This window comes from Endozoicomonas sp., from assembly GCF_051008435.1.
In the GTDB taxonomy this organism is placed as follows: domain Bacteria; phylum Pseudomonadota; class Gammaproteobacteria; order Pseudomonadales; family Endozoicomonadaceae; genus Endozoicomonas_A.
Map to the genome: position 1 here is coordinate 1 of NZ_JBPCXO010000448.1, position 22,927 is coordinate 22,927.

The 22,927-nt window shown below is 48.0% G+C and carries 17 protein-coding genes; 12 read left to right on the forward strand and 5 right to left on the reverse strand.

Annotated elements, in window-relative coordinates:
* The 6 genes from ACR2PX_RS22270 to mreD form a co-directional block, all read left to right on the forward strand.
* On the forward strand, positions 1-110 hold a 110-nt coding region (locus ACR2PX_RS22270), incomplete at its 5' end, for a zinc ribbon domain-containing protein (RefSeq protein WP_433997355.1).
* 155 nt (positions 111-265) lie between these two features.
* Complete coding sequence (gene fdhD / locus ACR2PX_RS22275) at positions 266-1,024, forward strand: formate dehydrogenase accessory sulfurtransferase FdhD (RefSeq protein WP_434001551.1); 759 nt, start codon at positions 266-268, stop codon at positions 1,022-1,024.
* Between the two features lie 79 nt (positions 1,025-1,103).
* Entirely contained in the window at positions 1,104-3,440 is a 2,337-nt protein-coding gene (locus tag ACR2PX_RS22280) for an FdhF/YdeP family oxidoreductase (RefSeq protein WP_434001552.1), read from the forward strand.
* A 364-nt stretch (positions 3,441-3,804) separates the two neighbouring features.
* Entirely contained in the window at positions 3,805-4,842 is a 1,038-nt protein-coding gene (locus tag ACR2PX_RS22285) for a rod shape-determining protein (RefSeq protein ID WP_034832180.1), read from the forward strand.
* A 347-nt stretch (positions 4,843-5,189) separates the two neighbouring features.
* On the forward strand, positions 5,190-6,095 hold the full coding sequence (gene mreC, locus ACR2PX_RS22290) for a rod shape-determining protein MreC (RefSeq protein ID WP_434001553.1): 906 nt from the start codon (positions 5,190-5,192) through the stop codon (positions 6,093-6,095).
* Positions 6,092-6,580, forward strand: coding sequence for a rod shape-determining protein MreD (mreD, locus tag ACR2PX_RS22295; RefSeq protein ID WP_434001554.1), 489 nt, complete (start codon positions 6,092-6,094; stop codon positions 6,578-6,580). The genes mreC and mreD overlap by 4 nt, the downstream gene beginning before the upstream one ends.
* On the opposite strand, the gene ACR2PX_RS22300 is transcribed toward mreD, so the two are convergent.
* Entirely contained in the window at positions 6,581-7,264 is a 684-nt protein-coding gene (locus ACR2PX_RS22300) for a hypothetical protein (RefSeq protein ID WP_434001555.1), read from the reverse strand.
* An 18-nt stretch (positions 7,265-7,282) separates the two neighbouring features.
* Positions 7,283-7,453: a hypothetical protein gene (locus tag ACR2PX_RS22305; protein WP_434001556.1), complete on the reverse strand. Its 171-nt coding sequence runs from the start codon at positions 7,451-7,453 to the stop codon at positions 7,283-7,285.
* A gap of 291 nt (positions 7,454-7,744) precedes the next feature.
* Here ACR2PX_RS22305 and ACR2PX_RS22310 point away from each other — a divergent pair, with 291 nt between their 5' ends.
* The 4 genes from ACR2PX_RS22310 to tldD all read left to right on the forward strand — a co-directional run bounded on the left by ACR2PX_RS22310 (position 7,745) and on the right by tldD (position 15,782).
* Positions 7,745-8,368 (forward strand): Maf family protein, encoded by a 624-nt coding sequence (locus tag ACR2PX_RS22310; protein ID WP_434001557.1) that lies wholly within the window; start codon positions 7,745-7,747, stop codon positions 8,366-8,368.
* A gap of 215 nt (positions 8,369-8,583) precedes the next feature.
* Complete coding sequence (gene rng / locus ACR2PX_RS22315; protein WP_434001558.1) at positions 8,584-10,056, forward strand: ribonuclease G; 1,473 nt, start codon at positions 8,584-8,586, stop codon at positions 10,054-10,056.
* Positions 10,057-10,214: 158 nt separating this feature from the next.
* Entirely contained in the window at positions 10,215-14,105 is a 3,891-nt protein-coding gene (locus ACR2PX_RS22320) for a YhdP family protein (RefSeq protein ID WP_434001559.1), read from the forward strand.
* Between the two features lie 237 nt (positions 14,106-14,342).
* On the forward strand, positions 14,343-15,782 hold the full coding sequence (tldD, locus tag ACR2PX_RS22325) for a metalloprotease TldD (protein ID WP_434001560.1): 1,440 nt from the start codon (positions 14,343-14,345) through the stop codon (positions 15,780-15,782).
* 69 nt (positions 15,783-15,851) lie between these two features.
* On the opposite strand, the gene ACR2PX_RS22330 is transcribed toward tldD, so the two are convergent.
* Genes ACR2PX_RS22330 through ACR2PX_RS22340 form a run of 3 tightly spaced genes read right to left on the reverse strand, consistent with a single transcriptional unit; the run spans position 15,852 to position 18,362 of the window.
* Entirely contained in the window at positions 15,852-16,904 is a 1,053-nt protein-coding gene (locus ACR2PX_RS22330; RefSeq protein ID WP_434001561.1) for a hypothetical protein, read from the reverse strand.
* Positions 16,904-17,236, reverse strand: coding sequence for a hypothetical protein (locus ACR2PX_RS22335; protein WP_434001562.1), 333 nt, complete (start codon positions 17,234-17,236; stop codon positions 16,904-16,906). Before ACR2PX_RS22335 ends, ACR2PX_RS22330 begins: the two co-directional genes overlap by 1 nt.
* Positions 17,184-18,362 (reverse strand): hypothetical protein, encoded by a 1,179-nt coding sequence (locus tag ACR2PX_RS22340; RefSeq protein ID WP_434001563.1) that lies wholly within the window; start codon positions 18,360-18,362, stop codon positions 17,184-17,186. The genes ACR2PX_RS22335 and ACR2PX_RS22340 overlap by 53 nt, the downstream gene beginning before the upstream one ends.
* A 217-nt stretch (positions 18,363-18,579) precedes the next feature.
* On the opposite strand from ACR2PX_RS22340, the gene ACR2PX_RS22345 reads away from it, so the two are divergent.
* Both ACR2PX_RS22345 and ACR2PX_RS22350 read left to right on the forward strand, forming a co-directional pair.
* Positions 18,580-19,236 carry an IS66 family transposase gene (locus tag ACR2PX_RS22345; protein WP_434001564.1) on the forward strand — a complete coding sequence of 219 codons (657 nt, stop codon included), beginning with the start codon at positions 18,580-18,582 and terminating at the stop codon, positions 19,234-19,236.
* A gap of 89 nt (positions 19,237-19,325) precedes the next feature.
* The gene (locus tag ACR2PX_RS22350) at positions 19,326-22,379 is read left to right on the forward strand and encodes a hypothetical protein (RefSeq protein ID WP_434001565.1); all 3,054 of its coding nucleotides are present in this window, start codon (positions 19,326-19,328) and stop codon (positions 22,377-22,379) included.
* Positions 22,380-22,927: the final 548 nt, after the last annotated feature.

A 22,927-nucleotide genomic window follows, 5' to 3' on the forward strand; every position in this document is an offset into this window, starting at 1 on the left:
AATGGGTCTGTTCAGAGTGCGGAGCTGAACATCTGCGTGACGTAAACGCAGCAAGAAACATTCTTGCGGTCGGGCATGACCGTCTAGCTGTAGGAATCCCCGTCCTTTAGCGCGGGGAGGATGTCAATCATGACTATGACAGAAAAAGGTTCTCCGATAGAATGCAGCCTTTGCGGGGAGGAGCTTAGCTACTGACAGGCGCAGCGTCTGATGCATGACTTCAATCAACCAATAACGACTCTGCATACACCATCAGCCCGAAAAAATGACACTCATTTATAAAGACTATTCTGGCCCTTTACCCAGCCCTCTTCCCGATGAAGTTGCAGTTTCGCTCAGTTATAACGGAATCAGTCATGCAGTGATGGTGGCTTCTGATAATGACCTGGAAGATTTTGCCCTGGGTTTTACCCTCAGTGAAGGGCTGGTTAGCCATTCAGATCATATTTATTCAATCAGCTCTACCCAGACCGATCTGGGTTTTGTTCTGGAAATAAAGATTGCCCAACGGGATTTTCAAAATCTGAAAAAACGGCGGCGAAACCTTCAGGGGCGAAGTGGCTGTGGTCTTTGCGGTCATGAATCACTGGAATCCACATTCTCTCCGTTGGCTTTATTGCCTGGCAGCGCTTTGCCTCCTGGAGAGAATCTGCAAGGGATTCGTCAACGGATCAGGGACTGGCAGCCATTGGGGGCCGATTCAGGTGCATTACACGCTGCGGCTTTGTTAAACCAAACGGGTGATATCATTCTCTGCCGTGAAGATATTGGACGTCATAATGCACTGGATAAATTATTGGGGGCCGCTATAAAACAATCAGTAGATCTGTCCAGTAGCTGTATCGTAATGACCAGTCGCTGCAGCATAGAGCTGGTTAGAAAAGCGGTTCGATGTCGTTTGGGAACGCTTGTGACACTGGCAGCACCTTCATCTCTTTCAGTGGCCACCGCCAGAACCCATCATCTGAACCTTATTCATATTTCAAGGCAGGGCGAAGCCCGCCTTTACAGTAAAGGAGCCTGATCGAGGATAGAGAGCCTGCCGTTCTAATGGACCTGCAGCTCAAGCAATATTCTCGGTCAGGCTCCCGGAGAAGAGTCTAATGACTGACAGGAATACCGAGAGCGCTAAAAAGCTCAAACCTTATACAAGGTCTGCAGGTGGCTGGGGAGCTCTGGCCAGTACCGGTAAACATCTGCTGAAAAGTGAAAATGCCGTTAAAAATATCCGTACCCTGTTGAAAACCAATCAGGATAACGGTTTCGATTGCCCAGGTTGCGCCTGGGGTGAGGACGGAGAAGATAAAGTCTTCCGTTTTTGTGAAAACGGCGCCAAGGCTGTTAACTGGGAAGCCACTTCACGAAAAGTAGGGCCAGAATTTTTTTCCCGCCACAGTGTCAGCTGGCTCCGTGAACAGAGTGATTACTTTCTTGAGTATCAGGGGCGATTGACTCATCCCATGCGTTACAACAGGGAAGATGATCGTTATGAAGACGTTAGTTGGTCAGAAGCCTTTGACCTGATTGGCAACACCCTTAATGGTCTGGAGCATCCGAACGAAGCTGAGTTTTACACGTCGGGCCGTGCCAGTAATGAAGCTGCTTTTCTGTATCAACTGTTTGTCCGTAGCTTTGGCGCCAATAACTTTCCTGATTGTTCCAATATGTGCCATGAGGCTACTAGCGTTGCTCTGGCACAGTCCATCGGTGTTGGCAAAGGAACCGTCAGTATTCATGATTTTGAAAAAGCGGATGCCATCTTTATCTTTGGTCAGAACCCTGGCACTAACCATCCCAGAATGCTGGATGTGCTGTACAAGGCTTCGCGTCGGGGAGCAAAAATCGTCAGCTTCAACCCACTTAAAGAGAGAGGGCTGGAGCGATTTACCAATCCCCAGAATGCCATGGAGATGTTGACGGACGGGTCTACGCCTATTTCCGGACTTTATCTCACGCCAAATCTGGGCGGTGATATGGCGGCGGTTCGAGGTATGGTAAAAGCCATGCTGACTGAGGACAGGGCAGCTCGAAAAGCGGGTCACCAGCCGGTGTTTGATGATGAGTTCCTGTCAGCTCATACAACGGGTTTGGATGAGTATCTGGAACAGGTTGATAACACATCCTGGGATTTTATTGTTGAGCAATCGGGGCTGAGTCAGTCTGCACTGGAAGAAGCTGCTGCAGTTTATAGTCAGGCTGAGCGGGCTATCTGTACCTGGGCTATGGGAATCACCCAGCATCGACACTCAGTGGCTACTGTCTTCGAAATCACTAACCTGCTGTTGCTCAGAGGCAATATGGGTAAGCCAGGAGCAGGTGCCTGTCCGGTTCGGGGTCACAGTAATGTTCAGGGTGATCGCACCATGGGGATTGATGAGAAGCCTGCAGAGGCTTTTCTTCAGAGGATGGATCAGGCCTTTGGCATGGAGTTTCCCCGGGAGCATGGCCATAACACGGTGCAATCCATCCGTGCCATGCTGGAAGGTCAAAGTAAGGTTTTCATTGGTCTGGGCGGAAATTTTGCGGCCGCAACCCCGGATACCCAGCTGACAGAAAAAGCATTGAGCCAGTGCCTTTTGACAGTCAATATCGCCACCAAGTTGAATCGCAGTCATCTTATTACGGGCAAAGAGTCTCTTATTCTTCCTTGCCTGGGACGTACGGAAGAGGATCTGCAGCTATCGGGAAGGCAGTCCATTACGGTGGAGGACTCTTTCAGTATGGTGCACGCCTCGGGTGGAGTTTTGAAGCCAGCATCCGATCAGTTAAAGTCTGAGCCGGAAATTGTTGCCGGTATGGCTCAGGCGACATTGGCCGCAAAACCCGTCGATTGGCAGAGGCTGGTGGAAGACTATGATCTGATAAGAGAGCTGATCGAAAAGGTCATTCCCGGCTTTACTGACTTTAACAGACGCCTCGGACAACCCGGAGGATTTTATCTGGGTAATTCAGCCCGAGACCTGGCCTGGAGTACACCAGAAGGTAAAGCGGTTATCGTGTCCCGGCCATTACCAGAGTCCATCATTCCTGCCTCTGTGATAGAGTTGACCGATCAGACAATATTTGTTTTGCAGACATTACGTTCCCATGATCAGTACAACACGACGATTTATGGTATGGATGACCGCTACCGTGGCGTCTACGGTCAGAGGCGGGTGTTGATGATGTCTGCAGAAGATATTCGTGACCTGGGGCTGGAGAATGAAGATCGCATTTCCATACGATCGCTCTGGCCAGATCAGGTAAAAAGGCAAGTAGATGATTTTGTTTTAATGGAATATGACCTCCCCCGGGGGAATGTGGCAGCCTATTACCCTGAAACTAACCCCCTTGTTCCTCTGGACAGTGTGGGGGAGTTTAGTGACACGCCTACCTCAAAATCAATACCGGTTGTTATAGAGAAGTACTGCGATAATGGTACTATTGCTGTTGGCTCCTGATGGATCTGAAAAATAAGCGTTTAAAGAGCCTGAAGTTTGGGCTTTTGTTTATAAAGTGTGAATAGCATGTAATTATTGAATGGGGCATCAGGCTGCAAAACTGATTCGAAAAAAATGAAACGTAAGTTCAAAAGTTATCACTTTATTTCCGAATTATGAATGGCGGCCATTGAGAACAAAGGCCATCTGGATTACGTTAATCAACGGTCTGTGTTAAATGGCTTGTGTGGCAACCCCCCCATTTGGCCCTGAATTGCCCCGGCTTGACCAATGTTGTTTGCGGAATTGCTGCTTGCTCTGAGTACTGTGCATTGATAGAGTTTGCGGCATTTACAGAAAGCCTTGAATCAAGGTAATACAGAAAATGCTGAAAAGGTTACGGGGTTTGTTTTCAAGCGATTTGTCAATCGACTTGGGAACAGCTAATACATTGGTCTATGTCCGCGAAAAGGGAATAGTCCTGAATGAGCCATCAGTGGTGGCCATTCGAAACCTGGGAACTCAGAAAAGCGTGGTGGCAGTCGGTGCTGATGCCAAGCGTATGCTGGGAAGAACCCCGGGAAATATCACTGCCATCCGTCCCATGAAGGATGGTGTGATTGCAGACTTTGATGTCTGTGAGCGTATGCTTCAGCATTTTATTAATAAGGTGCATGAGAACAGCTTTATTCAGCCCAGTCCGCGAGTGCTGGTCTGTGTCCCCTGTAAATCCACTAAAGTGGAGCGCAGGGCGATTCGTGAGTCTGTTCTGGGTGCAGGTGCCCGTGAAGTTTACCTCATTGAAGAACCTATGGCAGCAGCTATTGGTGCCGGTCTGCCGGTTGAAGAAGCCAGTGGTTCCATGGTTGTAGATATCGGTGGTGGTACCACTGAGATCGCTATTATCTCTTTGAGCGGTGTCGTTTACTCCGAATCTGTCAGAGTGGGCGGTGACCGTTTTGACGATGCTATTGTGACTTACGTTCGTCGCAACTACGGCAGCCTGATTGGTGACTCTACTGCAGAGCGCATCAAGCAGGAGATTGCTATTGCCTATCCCAGCGATGAGCTGATGGAAATAGATGTCCGTGGTCGTAACCTTGCGGAAGGCATACCTCGCAGTTTCACTCTGAACAGCGGTGAAATTCTGGATGCTCTGCAGGAATCCCTGAGTGCGATTGTTCAGGCGGTTAAAAGCGCCCTGGAGCAATCGCCTCCGGAACTGGCGTCAGATATTGCCGAGCGAGGCCTTGTGCTGACCGGTGGTGGTGCTCTGCTGCGTGATCTGGACAAACTGATCAGTGAGGAGACCGGCCTGCCTGTATTGGTAGCCGAAGATCCATTGACCTGTGTTGCCCGTGGCGGTGGTCGAGCACTGGAGATGATGGACAAACATCGCATGGATTTACTGTCCACGGACTGATTGCTTTTTCTTGATCAGGCTCCAAAGATAGTTATTCCAGCTTAATAACAGGTCAAGCGGTTTCCGCCTGGCCTGTTGTTTGTAATGAAACCTGTATTTTTATCCTGTCTGAAGATAAACAGCTAGAAGATAAACAGTTAATAGTTACTTCCGCTCCGGGCTGAGTATGTTTTAATAGTGATAGGCAGTCATGTATTCCATGAGTGTTCTTTGTTTGTTTGCAAATGAAGAAGTGTTTTTGTGGGTACTGATTTCAAACAGCCATGAGTCGGAAATACCGCCTGACTGAGCCATGAATACCTTTTCGGCGCTCAGGATAACGGCATTTTCATTGTAAAATTAAAAGATTGACTTCTCCGTGCAAATCACAGGAGCCAGCCATTAAACCGATATTTAGCCAGCAACAGTCTTTGGCGACGCGCTTTGTTTTTTTGCTGATTATTTGTATTGCGTTGCTGTTTGTTGATCACCGTTACCATTATCTCTCAACTGCCCGCTCCTGGTTAACGATGGTGGTCACCCCCCTGCAGTGGATATCTGACTTACCTTCCAGAGCTTTTAGTACCGCCGATGAATTAGTGACATCCCGCAGTGAATTGTTTGAGGAAAACACCCGGCTAAAAGCTCGCAGCCTTATTCTGGAACAAAAAGTTCAGAAGCTGGCATCACTGACCGCTCAGAACCTGCGTCTCAAAGAATTACTGAATTCATCCGAGCTGGTGGATGAGCAGGTATTGGTCGCAGAGATTATCGGTGTTGATCCAGATCCATACGCTCATATTGTTACCATCAACAAAGGCTCTTCCGATGGGGTCTTTAAAGGGCAGGCCATTGTCGATGCTAATGGAGTCATGGGGCAGGTGGTTGCCGTGAATCCAGTCAGCAGTCGGGTGATGCTGGTGACAGATACGGCCAGTCGGGTGCCTGTTCAGGTCAATCGCAGTGGTTATCGAGCCATAGCGGTAGGCACCGGCAGCAAAGACTCCATGGAATTAGTCCATATCCCTGATACCGTGGATATCCGGGAAGGTGATCTGTTGACCAGCTCGGGTCTTGGACAAATTTTCCCGGTGGGCTATCCCCTGGGTAAAGTCAGGAAAGTAGTGCATACACCGGGTGATGCTTTTGCCAAGATTGAGGTGCAGTTGATGGCGGAAGTGAACAGAACCCGTTTCGTTCTGCTGGTTTTCCGTGCTGATGAAGAAATTGATCCAGAGTCGGCACCGGAGCTCAACCAGGAGACGGGCTCATGAGTATTCAAAAGGCGAATGCTCATTGGGTTGTCTGGCTCTCGTTGTTGGGAGCCTTTCTGTTAAGTATTGTTCCCCTGCCTGCCTGGATATCCATTGCCAGGCCTTCCTGGGTTGCCATGGTAGTGCTTTACTGGATTCTGGCCCTGCCGGAACGATTCGGATTGTTTTTTGCATTCTTCACCGGTTTGCTGATGGATGTTGTACTGGGTACAACATTTGGTCAGAACTCTATGGGGTTGTTGCTGGTGGCCGTAATCGTGCTGGGTTTGCACCGCCGTCTGAGAATGTTCCCCTGGTGGCAGCAGGCTTTCATGGTATTTGTGATCGTAGGCTTTTATCAGCTGCTGAATCTGTGGATTCGAAGTGCTTTGGGAAGAACACCGCCAACACTCTGGTATCTGGCACCGGCGCTGACCAGTGCTGCTTTCTGGCCATGGGTGTCTGCAGTCTTGAGGTATCTGAGACGCAGCTATCGGGTTACATGATTACTCTTCCAGCCGCCAGTTGAACCGAGCCATTTTTGGTGAGTGATCAGAAAGCGTTCTTCCGTCCTCATAAAAGCGCAGGGTCTGGGCTTTCACGGGTGTCAGTTTCAACTGATTGCTACTGCGAAAGAAAATACGGTTCACCGTCCACTTTTCTGTTTTTCTCAGGGGAGTGAAGGCGTCGGTTAATCCTGTTTCCTCTATCAGCTTTTGATAGAGTTCTGGCATCTTGCCTTTACTGAAGTTGAAGTCTCCCACCAGAATCACCGCATTATTCCCGGACAGCTTCTGCATTTCTTCAATCAGGATGTCTACCTGGACGGTGCGAATCAACTTGCCTTCATCCGTGTGAGCCGATTCCATGTGAAGGTTGTAGATATCCAGTCTCACTTCCTCACCATTTTCAGCGGTCAGGGTATGAGAAGCGAAAGAAAAACCCTTGCGAGCAAAGCAGTCACTGCCATTCCTGCCATTCCTGCCTGAGACGTTATAGTCATGGCACTTATCCCAGGGGTGTCGTTTGACTTCGGTCATGGGGAAACGCGAAAAGCGATTAAGACCGTCATTCACCAGGTACAACCATAACCACTCACCCCAGGTGTTCACTTTAGGGGTGCTTATGTAAGGGAAGTCCATATTGGCTGCCAGCCATTCGTGGTACCAGAAGTCTTCCTGAATCAGCACAATATCAAACTCATTCAGCTATTCGCCCATGGGCTCAAAACGGTCTGTGTCGAGATTGTTAATCCAGCTTGGCAGGCCGGCAACGTTATAAGTAACCACGCTGAACTGGCCGCCGGGTAGCACTTGCGTTTGTCCTGGCAGGCTGATCATTCCTAACCAGAATACCAGTAGAGGTATAAGGTTTTTCATCTTCTTCCCTGAAGTGGCTGTCTACTATCAGTCTGTGAGAATCTGCACACTCTGAGTCTTTTGCTTTAACTCAAGCCTCGGTACAATTTACGTTGAAAATGCAGCTCTCTCAGGTTCTATAGCTATTTTTATACTTTGAGGCGACCTGCATTTACGGCACATGGCTGTACGTTTAAAACAGTGAGAGTCTGTTCCGTAACATGTACTAATGTTTTCGACAGACAAGGTACTGGCTATAACTTTCTGCGTTATTCCATCTGCAGACTTGGGCAGCTTCTTAAGCCTGAGATAATGAGTGAAGGAGTTGTTTTTATCATGATCTATCTGGCTTCCCAGTCACCACGCAGAAAGGAGCTTCTCCAGCAGATAGGTGTTGCATTCCAGCAGGTTCATTCTGAGATTGATGAAACCCCGCTTGCGGATGAGGATCCCGAAGCTTATGTCACCCGAATGGCAGAAGAAAAAGCACTGGCCGGATGGCGGCAGGTTACTCTGGAGCAGTTGCCTCCCAAGCTCGTACTGGCAGCGGATACATCGGTGATTTTGGGAATGAAAATACTCGGTAAACCCAAAAATGAGCAGCAAGCCTGTGATATGCTGTTGTCATTAAGTGGGAAGAGCCATGAGGTATTTACAGCCGTTGCGGTCACTGATGGTAATGATCTGTCCGTGAAAGTATCTAGAACAATGGTGCAAATGACTTCGTTTGACCGAAAGGTTGCAGAAGCCTACGTGGCCACCGGTGAACCCATGGACAAAGCGGGAGCTTATGGCATCCAGGGAAAGGGCGCTGTTCTGGTCGACACTATGACGGGCAGCTACACCAGTGTGGTAGGGCTGCCTGTGAAAGAGACCGCCGATCTGCTTCAGAGCCTGGGCATTGATCTCTGGCATTCCCAGTCAGTAAAAAGCTGACAATGAAAGAATTCGGGGGGCTGTTGAATAACAGTTTCCCTGTCAGACAGTTTTACACCCTGGCTGACAGAACATTTTAGGTATTTAGTTTGTATTTTTGTTTTTCTGGCAGGCCAGGATGATGATGAGGAGCAGATCGGATTGATGCTCAAATGCATGAGTCGACCCGCTTCTAGACAGTTTCCTGATCACCTGACCAGTTCAAGGGGAAGGGAATGAGTGAAGAGATTCTGATGAATATCACGCCAATGGAATCGCGTGTGGCGCTGGTTGAGAATGGGGTACTTCAGGAAATCTATATTGAGAGAGCCTGCAGTCGTGGCATTGTCGGCAATATCTACAAAGGGAAAGTCGTCCGGGTTCTGCCTGGAATGCAGGCTGCTTTTGTCGATGTCGGTCTTGAAAGGGCTGCTTTTATTCATGCCAGTGAAATTGCTCCCCGCAATGAAAAAGACAGCGATGACCAATCAGAGCGACCTATTGTTGAGCTGGTGCACGAAGGTCAATCATTGGTCGTTCAGGTCACCAAAGATCCGTTAGGGACAAAAGGTGCCCGTCTGACCACGCACATCTCTATTCCGGCTCGCTACCTGGTGCTAATGCCTCACAACAATCATGTAGGTATATCTCTGCGCATTGAAGATGCAGATGAGCGTGAGCGTCTCAGGAAGCTGGTTGAAGAAGGGATGAAGGACGATGGCGAAGAAAAGAAAGGCGGCTTTATTCTCAGAACGGCAGCTGAAGGTATTAGCGAAGCGGAAGTAAAGGCTGATATTCTTTTTCTGAGAAGGTTATGGCAGACCATTGAAGAAACGGTCAAAGAAAATACTGCTCCGTCCACTATTTACGAAGACTTGCCTCTGCATCTTAGAACCATGCGAGATCTGGTTGACCCGGATATCGAGAAAATCCGTATTGATTCCAGGGAAACATTCAATAAAGTATCCAAGTTTGTCAAAAAGCTGGTACCCCAGGTGGATGGACGGGTGGAATATTATCCGGGCGAACGTCCTATTTTTGACCTGTTCGGGGTGGAAGATGAAATCAACAAGGCGCTCAGTCGCAAGGTGCAATTGAAATCGGGTGGTTACCTGATTATTGACCAGACCGAGGCCATGACCACGATTGATGTGAATACCGGTGCTTTTGTCGGACATCGAAACCTTGAAGAAACCATCTTCAAAACCAATCTGGAAGCTTCTGTCGCCATCGCCAGACAGCTTCGACTGAGAAATCTGGGCGGAATCATTATTATCGACTTTATCGATATGGAAGATTCTGAACATCAGCGGCAGGTACTTAGAACGTACGAAAAGGCGCTGGAGAAAGACCACGCCAAAACCAATATCACCGGTGTCAGTGATCTGGGGTTGGTAGAAATGACCCGCAAAAGGACACGGGAGTCCCTGGAAAATGTACTCTGTGAACCCTGTCCAACCTGCGATGGTCGTGGCACACTGAAAACTGCTGAAACAGTGTGCTATGAAATTTTCAGAGAAATTCTTCGTGCTGTCCGTGCTTATGACAGTCAGAGCTATACCGTACTGGGTTCAGAGCAGGTAGTGGATCGCTTACTGGATGAGGAGTCCAGTAACGTAGCTGATCTCGAAGAATTTATTCAAAAACCGATTCGTTTCCAGGTTGAGCCTATGTACAGCCAGGAACAATTTGATGTGGTGCTGGTTTAGGAGCCTGATCGGGAACAATAGCTCGGCCTGAAGTTGAGAAAGAACAGCCGCTCATGGCTGTGATTTGTTCTACTGAACTTTAGGCTTGAGCATCTCGGGTAGGCTCCTGCCTCCACTTTAAGGAAAGCGTCAATGACAAACAGGTGGCCTGGTATTTCATGAGGTCCGATTCAAGGCTGGTAACTTACCTCAAGTCTACCGCTTTATGGAGCTTCCGCCTGGTAATGGTGGCGCTTCTTTTGATTGTTTTACTGGTGGCAGGGATCCGGATCTTTATCGGATCCCTGTCTTTGTTTCATGACCCTCTTGTTGAATATCTTAACGACAAACTCGATACCTCTTTTGTTGTCGATCAACTGGATGCTAATTGGTCCGGCGGCAGGCCCACTGTTAACATCAAGGGTTTGCAACTTCAGGGGAATACCTCTGAAGCCCCTGGCTTTGCCATTCATCGGCTCAATCTTGAGATGGATCTGAAAGCCAGCCTGATGAACTGGGCTCCGGTCTTCTCCTATCTGGAAGCAGACGGTGTGACCCTGGCGGTTGAAAGTGACAGTGACGGTATCTGGTCACTCAGGGGCATTCAGTACATCCGTGACGACGGTCAGGGATTCAATCTGAAGAAAGCACTGAAATTGTTGCAGCTTCAGGAATACATTGATGTCACTAACTTTTCCTTCACGATGCAGCCTTTTGGCAGCGAACCGCTGATTCTCGATACCCGTTACTTTTCCATTATTGAAGAGTCATCACTCAAGCATCTTCAAACCCAGGTAGTCACCCAGAAGGGATCCCTTGAGTTCAAGGCGCTGGGCAAGGGGATTGAGAGAAGCGATATGGCCTGGTCCGGGCTGATTACGGTCGATGGACTGGATTTGGCACCTTGGTGTGCGCTGCTTCCACAAGGCTCTGTTCAGTTGCAGACTGCTCTATTGAATCTTGATACCGAGTGGGAATATCTGGATGGCCAGTGGCAGTTGCAGGGCGATTTAAATCTGCCTTCCATTGTTTATCAGAACGATCAACAAGTGTTACCTGAAGCTTCCGTTTCCACTGAGCTTTCTTTGAGCAGTGCCTATCTGGTCGAGAGCACAGACTGGAAGCTGGGACTGCAAAATTTGAAATTCACCTCTGGCGAGCAGGCTTTTGATCTAAACATTCAACTTGATGGCTCAAGGGAGAAAGAATCAATTTACACCACTTCGGTGGATTCCATTGATCTGGCGGCACTTAAATCTTTCCTGATCAGTACCCGGCTTATGCCTGAACTGGCTGATGAACTGTTCACTATTCTGAACCCGGCGGGTAAGCTGAATGAGATTTCTGCCCATTATTATCCCGAAAAACCGTTGCGGGAGCGGCTGGAGCTTTCTGCGAACCTGAAAGGTGTTTCTGTGGATGCCTGGGAAGGCGCGCCCTCTGCAGCTAACGTCAATGGTCGACTAAAAATGGGCACGTTCAGTGGCTATTTTGATTTGGAATCTGAAGGCTTTAGCTTAGGACTGACAAAGCTGTTCCGGGATGTCTGGCAGTTTGACAGTGCAAAAGCAAAGCTTAGCTGGGATGTGCTTGATAAGGAAAATCTTTACCAGTTGAGCAGTGACGATATCACCATAAAAGCACCGGAAGGTGATCTCAGTGGCACCCTTAGGTTGGATATCCCGCTGGATGGACCTAACCCCATCGTTATGGATCTTAATGTGGGCATGAGAAATGGTGATGCCAGCTACGCTCCGAAATACCTGCCCAGCAAGCTACCTACTCTTTCAAAAGAACTTGTCGAGTGGCTTGATACCAGTATCAAAGGGGCAGATGTCTATGAAGGACGTTTTACCTACGATGGTTCCCTGGAAGACAAAGGGTCTGACGATGTGAAGTGGGGACTTTATTTCGATGTTGATAAAGCCCGGCTGGATTATCACCCCGACTGGCCCGAAGTCTATGATGCCCGGGGGCAAGTCTGGGTGGATAACGATACGATCAAGGTCGATATGGAGTCGGCCAGATCATTGAAGGCGAAACTCAGTAATATTGAGGCCAACCTGGCACTGGATAAAGATCTGGACTTGAAGATCTCCGGTCAGGTAGCTGCTACCGGTCAGGATCTTGAAAAACTGTTGACTCAGACCCCCATTGATCAGGAATTGAAGGGCGAAGCGAAAAAGTGGACGATTCGTGGAGACCTGGATGGCAGCCTCCGGTTGGCAATACCTTTGGAGCATGCCCTGGATACGTCAGTGGACGTCAGTATTGAAACATCCGGTGCCTATTTCGGGATTGATGCTGCGGATATTCAGATTGAAGATATTCAGGGTGACCTGAATTTCAGTACTGAAACCGGCTTGTCCGCAGAAAAGGTGAAAGGCCGTTTTCTGGGTGATTCTGTGGAGGCCAGTGTCTACACGGATGTAACGGATAAAACTGAGCCTAAAGTCTATTTTAACTGGGATGGCTCAGTCTCTTCTGATGCCCTTCAGCAATGGCTGCAGCTGGATGCCTTGAGTTTTCTGGAAGGCGCCAGTCGTTACAAAGGGGAATTGATACTGGGTGACAAACCTGCGGATATACAGCTGAAAGTCACCAGTAACCTGAAAGGGATGGAACTTGAGCTGCCGGCGCCATTGAAGATTGCGGCGGAACAGACGGCACCTTTCGAACTGCGTTTTAATCAATACGCTGATCGTGACGAACTGGATCTTATTCTGGAAGGGACCGGGCAGGCCAAAATTCAGTTTGGTGCAGGGTTCAAGTATCAATCTGCGGTCGCTCTTCTGGGAAGCGAAGGTTCGTTGCCCGCGATGAAGCCAGACAGAATTGTCCTTACAGGTCATATTCCTGAGCTGGATCTGATGCCGTGGAAACAGCAGTTTGAAGGTCAGCCGGGTGATGAAACCGAAAAGACTCTGGTCAGCCAGGTTGAAGTTCAGCAACTGAAAATTGATCAGCTGCTTTTTGATAAAGAGACATTGAATCATCTGGTGTTTAACCTGGCTCATGAGCCAGGTGGCACACGGCTTGATTTAGACAGTGACAAAATTAACGGCAACTTGCTGATACCTGGGAATCCTCAGCAGCCTTATCAGCTTAAGCTGAAAAAGCTGCATTTTTTCGGAAACCAGGTAGAGGAAAAATCCACTGCAGAATCTGTCGATGTGCTCCAGCATATAAGACCCACAGAACTGCCTGATGCTGATATTTCCATAGAATCTCTGAAGCTGGGTAACAGAGACCTGGGGTCGGTCTCGTTTGGACTGAGACCTTTCCCTGAGGGCAAGCGCATAGATAATCTGAAGGTCAGTCTTAAGAAAATGGAGTTGTCCGGGGATCTGGACTGGATCTATGTAAATGGGCAGCACAGGACGACCATTGACGAACGCTTGACCGGGTCTGGTATTCAGGCTCTGCAGGAAGCTTTGGGTATTACTCCTTTCGTTTCAGCAAAGAAAACGACGATTCAGGGACAATTAGGCTGGGAAGGTTCGCCATTGGATATCAATATGGCGTCGCTGACAGGCAGTATTCGTCTCAAGCTGGAAAATGGAACCTTGCAGAAGCTTGAGGGAGGCGCTGGAGCCCTTAAGTTGTTTGGTATTCTGAATATGGAAGCGCTGACCCGGCGTCTGCGTCTCGATTTTTCTGACCTCTATAAGAAAGGGATCAGCTTTGACCGCCTTGATGGAGTTGTGCGATTTGACGAAGGTATTATTACCTTTGATCAACCACTGGAAATAACCGGTCCATCGTCAGACTTCAAGCTGGATGGGCATGTTGATACTGTTACTGAAAATATGGATATGAGTCTGGTCGTAACACTTCCTGTGTCGTCTAACTTACCCATACTCAGTGTATTGTTAGGCACCGCACCCCAAGTGGCCGGTCTGATTTATCTGGCCGATATGCTGGTGGGCAAGCAAGTGGATCAACTGGCCAGTATTCGCTACCGCATCAAAGGCTCTTTTGATAATCCGGAGGTGACTCTGGATCAGCTGTTTTCCAGTAAAGCCAGAAAGCCTGATAAGACAGAGATTCCCAAGCGGAAAAAACCCTGAGACAGAATTCCGGGCATTCCCCCTTTTTCATGCCCTTGATCTGGATCCAAATGGCTTTATGAATGTTCCGGGTTATAAAAATAGGCATGCTTTTTCTGTCCAGAGGTGTGACAATTCCATAACGATGGCAGCCATTTTGACAGTATACGGAATATAGGGGTTGCCATACCCTAGATGTAAGTCTGCCAACCTGATGAGGAGGCAGACTGTGGATAATAGCAAAGGCCTGAATAAACTATGACCGACATTCTTACACAGGCGCGAAACCATTTGCTGGCGCCGACAAATATCGGTGACAACGAACTGGGCAGGGTGCTCGACAGTATCCTTGGGCATTCGGTTGATGCAGCGGATCTTTATTTTCAATCCACACGCCATGAAGCCTGGTCGCTGGAAGATAGCATTATCAAGGAAGGTAGCTTTAATGTAGACCGGGGGGTGGGTGTACGGGCTATGAGCGGTGAAAAAACCGGCTTTGCCTACTCCAACGAAATTATTTTACCGGCGCTGGAACAGGCTGCCGGTGCCGCCCGCAGCATTGCCCGCTTGGGGCAGGATCATCAGATTCAGGCCTGGAATCGCAGTCAGCCACTGGCGCTGTACGGAACCGATAATCCTCTGGATTCCATGAGTCGTGAAGATAAAGTAGCTCTGCTTAAAGCGGTGGATCAGGAAGCAAGAAAAACGGATCCCAGAGTTAAGCAGGTAAACGTCAGTCTGGCCGGTGTTCATGAAGTGGTGCTGGTTGCAGCTTCAGACGGTACTCTGGCGGCGGATATTCGGCCTCTGGTACGCATGAGTGTCAGTGTTATAGCTGAAAAGGACGGCCGTATTGAGCGCGGTTCTGCCGGTGGCGGTGGCCGTAGTGATTATCTGCAGTTCATTCAGAATGACAAAGGTTTGAGCTACGCCCGTGAAGCCGTGCGACAAGCACTGGTGAATCTGGAAGCGGTTGCTGCTCCTGCAGGCGCTATGCCGGTGGTATTGGCTCCCGGCTGGTCTGGTGTGTTACTGCATGAAGCGGTAGGGCACGGTCTGGAAGGAGATTTCAACCGCAAAGGCAGTTCCTCTTATGCAGGCCGTATTGGTGAAAGAGTCGCTTCACCATTGTGTACCATTGTTGATGATGGAACGCTGACAGGTCGCAGAGGCTCCCTGAATATGGATGACGAAGGGGTGCCAACAGAGTCAACGGTTCTGATTGAAAATGGCATTCTGAAAGGTTACATGCAGGACAAGCACAATGCCCGTCTGATGGGCGTTGCTCCCACAGGTAATGGACGTCGTGAGTCTTATTCTCACCTGCCCATGCCACGAATGACGAATACCTACATGCTGGCAGGTAAAAGTGACCCGGGTGAGATTATTGCCAGTGTGGACAAGGGGATCTATGTCACCAACATGGGAGGCGGTCAGGTAGATATTACTTCTGGCAAGTTCGTATTCTCGACCAGTGAAGCTTACCTGATTGAGAATGGCAAGGTGACCACGCCAGTGAAAGGCGCAACTCTGATAGGCAATGGTCCCGATGTCATGAATCGGGTATCCATGGTGGGCAATGATCTGGAGCTGGATCCGGGTATTGGTGTTTGCGGTAAAGACGGCCAGTCTGTGCCCGTTGGTGTTGGACAGCCCACACTCAAGATTGATGAAATTACGGTAGGCGGAACGGGCTGATTTCGTCCGGAAAGTGGTGATCTGTCATGATGCCACTTTCCATACCACTCTTCTCAGAATTTCAGAATTTCAGAGTTTCAGAAGTTGAAGCAGGGCTTGCTCAGCAATCCCTGACGTTTTTTCAAATTGATAAAGCACCCTTAAAAACTCTACTGCGGTGATCGGATCGGGCGTCAGGTGTTCTGGAAACTGTTCCAGTATCCTGCATTCAGGACAGGATTCGGAAGATGAGCTGGCCTCTGTAGAGTGATCAATGATCAGTGCTGAATAATCATCTGAAAAAGCAAAGGGCAATCGCTCTTTCGAAAAGCTCTGTTTCATCAGTGCATAAACCTCGTCTGTTTTACCCCTGATCGAATCCAGGTATTCAGGTCTGGAGCGTATTTCCAGAATCTGCTGTCTGATGGCTTGATTCCTACTTCCCCTGTCATTATCAGAGCCAGTTATCAGGAAAGTATTGGTGGCCATTCCTCTGATCTGGAACCAGTTCCAGGATCTGAATCCATGCTTTGCTGGTAATGTTTTTGGTCGCCAGGTAACCGTAAACAAAGGTGCAGAGTCTGGTTCCAGCCAGCTGATGTCACAATGCAGAGCGTCACAATGCAGAGCGTCACAGGTAAAGGTTGAAAGCAGTGTGTGTGCAAAATACTCGTCCAGACGCTGGGTAGCTCGATGGCTGAGCAGGTTGTTGCGATATTGCTGATGGGTATCCAGCCCGGCTAACAAGTTGATGGAATGTCTGAGAACCGGGGGACCAGCAGAGATAATGACCTGATCTAGTAGCTGGCTGCGTAGACTTTCACAGTCGTACCTGCCCTGCATTGTTCGGTACTGGCATTTCATGGAGGTCAGGGTTTCTTTCGTCTGGGCCGCATTCATTCTTTCTAGCTGCTGCTCCAAATATTTGATCATCACTGGATGGTGGTCGTGGGCGACAGCCATACGGTCATTGTTCTCATTCTCAAGTGCTATACCAAGTGGGGTTTTCAGGCTGGAAAAGTCAGCGGGCAGTGTTTCTACAGGAATATCTGTGTCCAGGTAGATCATACCTTCCATTTCTTTGGTGTAGCCCAGGCTTGATGTCTGACTGTTTTTTTCAATGACTTCAGGCCCGAGAATCATCAGAGCTGTGCGACTTTTTCAATATTTCTCAAATAGCGATCAGGAAGCAGGCTACCGACCCAGATGTAATTAATGGGGGCTGTTTCCGGAAGGTGGCTGTAGGTCGTTAGCAGTTTTTGATCGGGAAGATTCTCAGAGAGCAGTTTATGCCGGACAATATCAATAGCTTCATTCCCTTTGGCCAGAGTTATCTCGTTCAGTACTTGCATTAGCCTTTCAGCGGCTTGCTGTTGATAGTATTGCTCTGATCTTCTCAGCGATTCCCGCCAGGTCAGATCCTCAGACAAATAGTTCAGCGACTCTGCCAGAATAGGAGTGACGATTGCTGGCAATGCCAGAAATCCAGCTCTCAAAGTGTGTGTAGGCCATTGTATTAGCAGCGAGTTGAATACCGTTGAGCAGTTGATTGATATGGGTTGAACCGATGTATCTTTGGGACGAGATAATCTGAAACTGTTGCTCAACGTCATCACTTTGCGCTAGCTGATATAAATAGGAAGGTTCATTATCTGCTGTAGCCAGCAGCAGAATACCCGCCCAGTCTGAAGGTTGGCGGGTTCTTGCCCAGGTCAGCCAATGAGCGGATGAGTGCTGCCTGAGATCAAGCACCTGATGATAGCCAGAGCCAGTAGACGTTGAGGGGCGAATAGCTCCCGGAGCAATGGCTAACAGGCAGGGTTTCAAAGCATCCTGTTGTTCAAGGTGACAGTGAAGGTGCTGGTGCAAAATGTTCAGGACTTCAGGTTGAAACAATGAGTAATAGGCCGCATTAGATTGTTGGCAGTCGTCGTTCAAAACGGCCATTACCCAGCAGTAGGATTGTTCTGTTCTGACCGGGATTGTCAGAGAATCTGCCACTTTCTGGTGATCCAGCAATACATTGAGCTTTGGCTCATAAGGGTCATCATGATCCATTGTAATACTGAGACTTATGATCTGATGTCGCTCCAACGTTTGATAAAGATCACTCCAGACATGATTCACCGGTGAAGTGGTGACAGATAAGCGTTCAATTTTTAATGCAGGTTTCTGGAAATAGTGGGTGGTCACCGTCATTTTGAAATGTCTGGCTAGCCAGGAGTCTTCAAGAAAGACCGGGTATTGTCCTTTTATGGGCAGTTGGATTTCGGGTCTGAGCTGCCTGGTTAAGTATTCCTGAGGGGCTTTTAATAGGCCGGTCTCCATGACTCCCTCCATCATGGTGCTGTACATCCAGCCCCTGTGCAGCTGAACAATCGGTGTCAGGGAGCTTTGAAGCATGGGCTGGAGAGCGGGGAACTGACGGGCAATGGAGCCGGCAAATGCTGCATACCAGAGTGGGAATGATACCTGCAACATTGAAGCCGTAGCTCTGACTGGAATCTGGTATAACAGTTCCAATGACGTGGTCTGATCAGGTGATTCACTTTTAAAGGATGCCAAATGCTCATACTGAAGGATCAGACACGACTTCTGCATTAACGCCTGCCCCTTTACTGCCTCGCAGGTCATCCTGACCAGGCAGGAACCCATCCAGCTTAAACAGCAAGCTAACCAGTGGCATGCCATGTGGAAGGGGGCTTGTGACTGAGAGCAAAAAGCACTGGCTAAACATTCCGCACTTACGACAAAGCATAAAAACGCTACAGCAGAATTGAATGCCCAGATTACTGAACTGAAATCAGAACTGGCGCACATGAAGCACCTGGTTTTTGGTCGCAAGTCTGAGAAAACCAGCTCCGCTTCCAGCAGGAAAAGCAGCAATACAACCCGCCCACCTTCAGATCGTAAACGGGGTCGCCAACCCGGAGTTCCTGGCAATGGTTGCAATCTTCATAACAATCTGCCTGTGGTACATGAGTCTGTGAATTTACCGGTAAACGAACAGTGTTGTGCAACCTGTCACCTGCCTTTCAAGCCCTTTTTCAATGATGCTGGTTGCGACGTGATTGAGGTTGAAGTCAAAGCACTGCCCCTTTCACCGGCCACCATTTCTTTTGGAGAGGGAGTCATAACGCCCTTTTTCGAGCCTGTTGCTGAAGCTATTCGGGAGTTCGTAGCCAGAAGCGATCAGTGGCATGCCGATGAAACTCGGTGGATTGTCTGGGGACATGAGAAGACAGATTCCCACAAGCACTGGCTTTGGGTGTTTCTCTGTGACCAGGTGGTTTACTTCAGCATCGAAGATTCTCGTGCGACAGTTGTGCCAGAGTCTGTCATTGGTGACGGATCAGGTACGCTGGTGTGTGACCGATACTCAGCCTACAAAAAGCTCGCAAGTGGCGCAGTGTCTATCATTGGTGCCACCTCTACTTTTGAAAATAAGTCGTGGGCTGCTACTTTGAATGCTTAACAAAGCCAAAAATCTGTAAGCATGGTCTTTGACAGCGCCATGGCTCATAGAGCAGCTACTTATAATTTTGTATTGAGGAAATCTATATTATGAATAAAAAAAGGGTCTTCATTTCTCTCTTGCTAACGGTCTTCATTTCTCTCTTGCTAATAGGTGGATTCCATGTTGGGTTAGCTCAAGCGGGTCAAAAACGCGCCCTGGAAGATGCCTTTCACATAAAGGCAGATGATACAGATAATCAACCTATTGCAAAACGAACCCGTTCAAAATCCGGGCAGGTAATAATATTTATGGCGGCTTGTGATAAAGCTAACATTACTTTGAAGAAATGCAAAAGAAAACTAAAGAAACTGTGTTCTCAATGTGCAAATACTGAAACAGAAAGTATTCCTTCGGATTCAGAGTACAATGATCCCGAAGACGTCACTCCCAATACGCCCACTCATGAACCTTTGCTCACTGATGATTTGACGTTTTCTCAGATTACACGAGATACAGTCGAGGAGGCACATCGAAAAGCCTGTTTCCTTCTGGCGAAGGGTGAACCGTCTTTGGCGGCCGAAAGTCTTGAGAGCACTATTTTTGGACTTCAGCATCAAAATATCGCTACGAATGACAGGCTTTTTTCCGAGTCCTTAAAGCTGTTTCAGCTTTGGGTTTCATTACCCGGTATCGCAAAGAATAAACCTGAAGCACAACAAAAAATTACACACTGGATGACGTCATGGCCGACTGTGAATTGGCTGGATCACGGTTCAGAGGTTCTTACAGAAATGCTGGCGGAGGCTTTTGAAATGGAAGATCACGATGATTCTGGCCTACCAGGTTACAATGAAATATGGCTTGACGATGTACTGGCCTCAATTGAAGAGCTACCGGCACGTAATAGCATTAAGTATTTGGTTCAGGCTTTAAGTGTTGACGATCCGGTTCAAAAAGAAAAACTTCATCGTAACGCTATTCTCACAGGTTACTCTCACCCCCTGCCTTTCTTGCAGATGATTGCTTATCTGGTCAGTCAGCAGCGTTATAAAGAAGCTGACCATATCTTTGAAATATACCAACTGGTCGTTATTTTTAATACTTACTGGAATGATTCTAGTAATGCAAGCCATGGACCGGAATATAGTTCTCACAGAGAACTTTATAGACTACAGGGTGTATTCAAAACACAGCTGGATTCAATGAGGAAGCAGGTTCATACCATGTCAAACAGATATTTACCTTTACGGGAAAGGTTGGATGATAGTTTGACAAGCTGGCCTGAGAGTTCAAGGCATCAGGTAGAGGATATGATGTTTGAGAAAACATTTGACACTCCCTGGAATATGCGCGAACCCATCATTGAGTTTTCCCTGTCCGTCATCTCCCGCTCTCGTCAGCGCTGGCTAGATTCAGGAAAGATGGAAGCGCAGGTAACAGCAGTTCAGAATTATATTCGCACTGCTTATGCATCACGAGCTCTGCCAGTACTGCATGAACAACTCGCCCTGATGCTTACCGACCTTGGGAGAGAAAGGGAAGCCACCGATTTGCTTTATAAATTTGTTAGTGGGTATGAAGAGGGTGTAGGTACAGAGTATGATTTGTCATTATACCTTATAGCTGTGGCCCACGAGCTAAGCCAACTGGGTATTTCCGTTCTAATTCCTTCATACAATGAATCAATGGAATTGGTAACGAATATAAGGGCATCAGCTCAAGGCAAGGCTCTGGATAAAAGATTGCAAAAAATTCGCAGAGAGGCTAGAACGGATGACGCTGATACAGACCATTTACACCAGCTCTACCGAAGCATTCCTGAAGAACTGACAGAGTTCAACCCTAGTGACTCCATGGTTGGCTTCTTTGATAGAATGTTGGTACGTGGTTTAGCGGAGGCCAAAAAACAAAAGCTCTATTCCGGCTCAATTCCTGATCTGAAATCTATCTCAGAGCTGTATTACGAACTAGACCGTAAAAATGGTCGTTTATTACAATTACTCACCCCGACATTCCAACATGCTGACATAGAAGAAATGACCGGGTTGTATCTTGAAGCCCTGAATAGAATAAATGATGAACCTCTCTCAGAAAAGGCCATAGCACTGCAATGGCTGGCTCACTCAAAATGGCTGGCACTTCATGATCCATCCCTCTCTCCTCTCAGTTCCTTGCAAGAATCCCAAACTCTTATAGAAACAGCAGCAAAGTTCTCTATTGATGTGGTCCAGCCCCTGAAAACTATACGGGACTTAAAATGGCCTAACCGAACTCCGGAAGCAGCCCATAAAGCTAAACGGCATTATTTGAGTGTGATTAATAAAGTTAAAAGGAAAAAAAACCTTCTTTCATTTCATCCACAGAGGGTAAAGCAGGTAGTGGTTCCATTTTATTTAGTACCACCGGGTTACGATCTTCATAATGTGCCTGCGGACGGTTTGTGCATGTATCACGCCTTATCAAAAATGTATGGCGTTTCATTACATCAGCTTTTACACACCATGTTCAGGAAGCTTCACGCGATTCATCAACAGATTGTACTTAACAGTAGTGAGAATCTCCCGTGGGCTTATGGATTGAGTTTTTCTACACAACAGATGATTCAGCCCATAATACACACCAACATCGATGGTCATCATTATGTCAACTTGGAAGAACTTGAATACGCAGTAGGGGCTCTTGGACAGGCTATAGCTTATTCCAGCCATGATTGTGTCGCCCTGGGCCATGTTTGGGGAATGGACTCATTGCTTAATACCGCCGCCGTTGCCCTGTCGGAACTTTTGTCCTCTGCTACACCGTTTATAGCCCAACTACCGACACTCAATGCTGAGGGTACAGCTTACACAGGAGCATCACACTTTATGCAATTCAACCCTGATGGCTCGAATCATGCCTTCAGCGATTCTTCTCTAAATGGTTTGCCACTGCTTATTCATATGCATGGGAACCACTGGATGTATGCCCTGCAAGCAGCTAATGAGGCAGTCACCCATTTACCTCTGATGACTCCAGTGGGCCAGCTCGCAGATATACTATCAAATATTAACTTTGATCACTCTAATCCTCAAAATTTGCATCACCTGCTTCAGGGTCTTAATTTAAACTTTGGAACACAACTCCCTTTTAGCAATGATATATTCTTGTTTTCAGCTCACTAAGGTGAGGATCATTAAACGCTTACTCATTAAACGCTTACTCATTAAATGTACTTGCAGCTCTCTCAGTTGAGGATATTCGAAGAGCTTGTGACCACCCGAAGGGCGAAAGCCAGAGCCTTCAGCTCCGCGTTGCAGCTGTTTGAAAGACCCCGGTATTCCTGCACAGCTACGCCTTGACCTGAAGGATCTGGCTTTCGCTGAACCTATCAAATGGAGCCGGACGGGGTACTAGGCTCATTATGGGTTTCAGGGAGGTGAAATAAACTCGGTTTTTCCGACTGTTAAGTCATGCCATGTCAAGAAAAAATGGCTCTTCCCTTTTTCAAGTGGGTTATTTTCAGCGATGTATACCAGCGGGGTACAAATTTAATCCACCGAGATGAAAGTAGATCGCTGTCTTATATCGCTCACGGTTCCTAAAACGTAAGCGGTCAAACAGAGCCCAGACTCCCCCTACTTGTCCAGAGGTGCTTTTAACGGATTTTTTCCAAAGCGCTCTTTCCAATTCCGCGGAATCAGTTCATCTATTTGTCGGGCGGGGTGCTGGC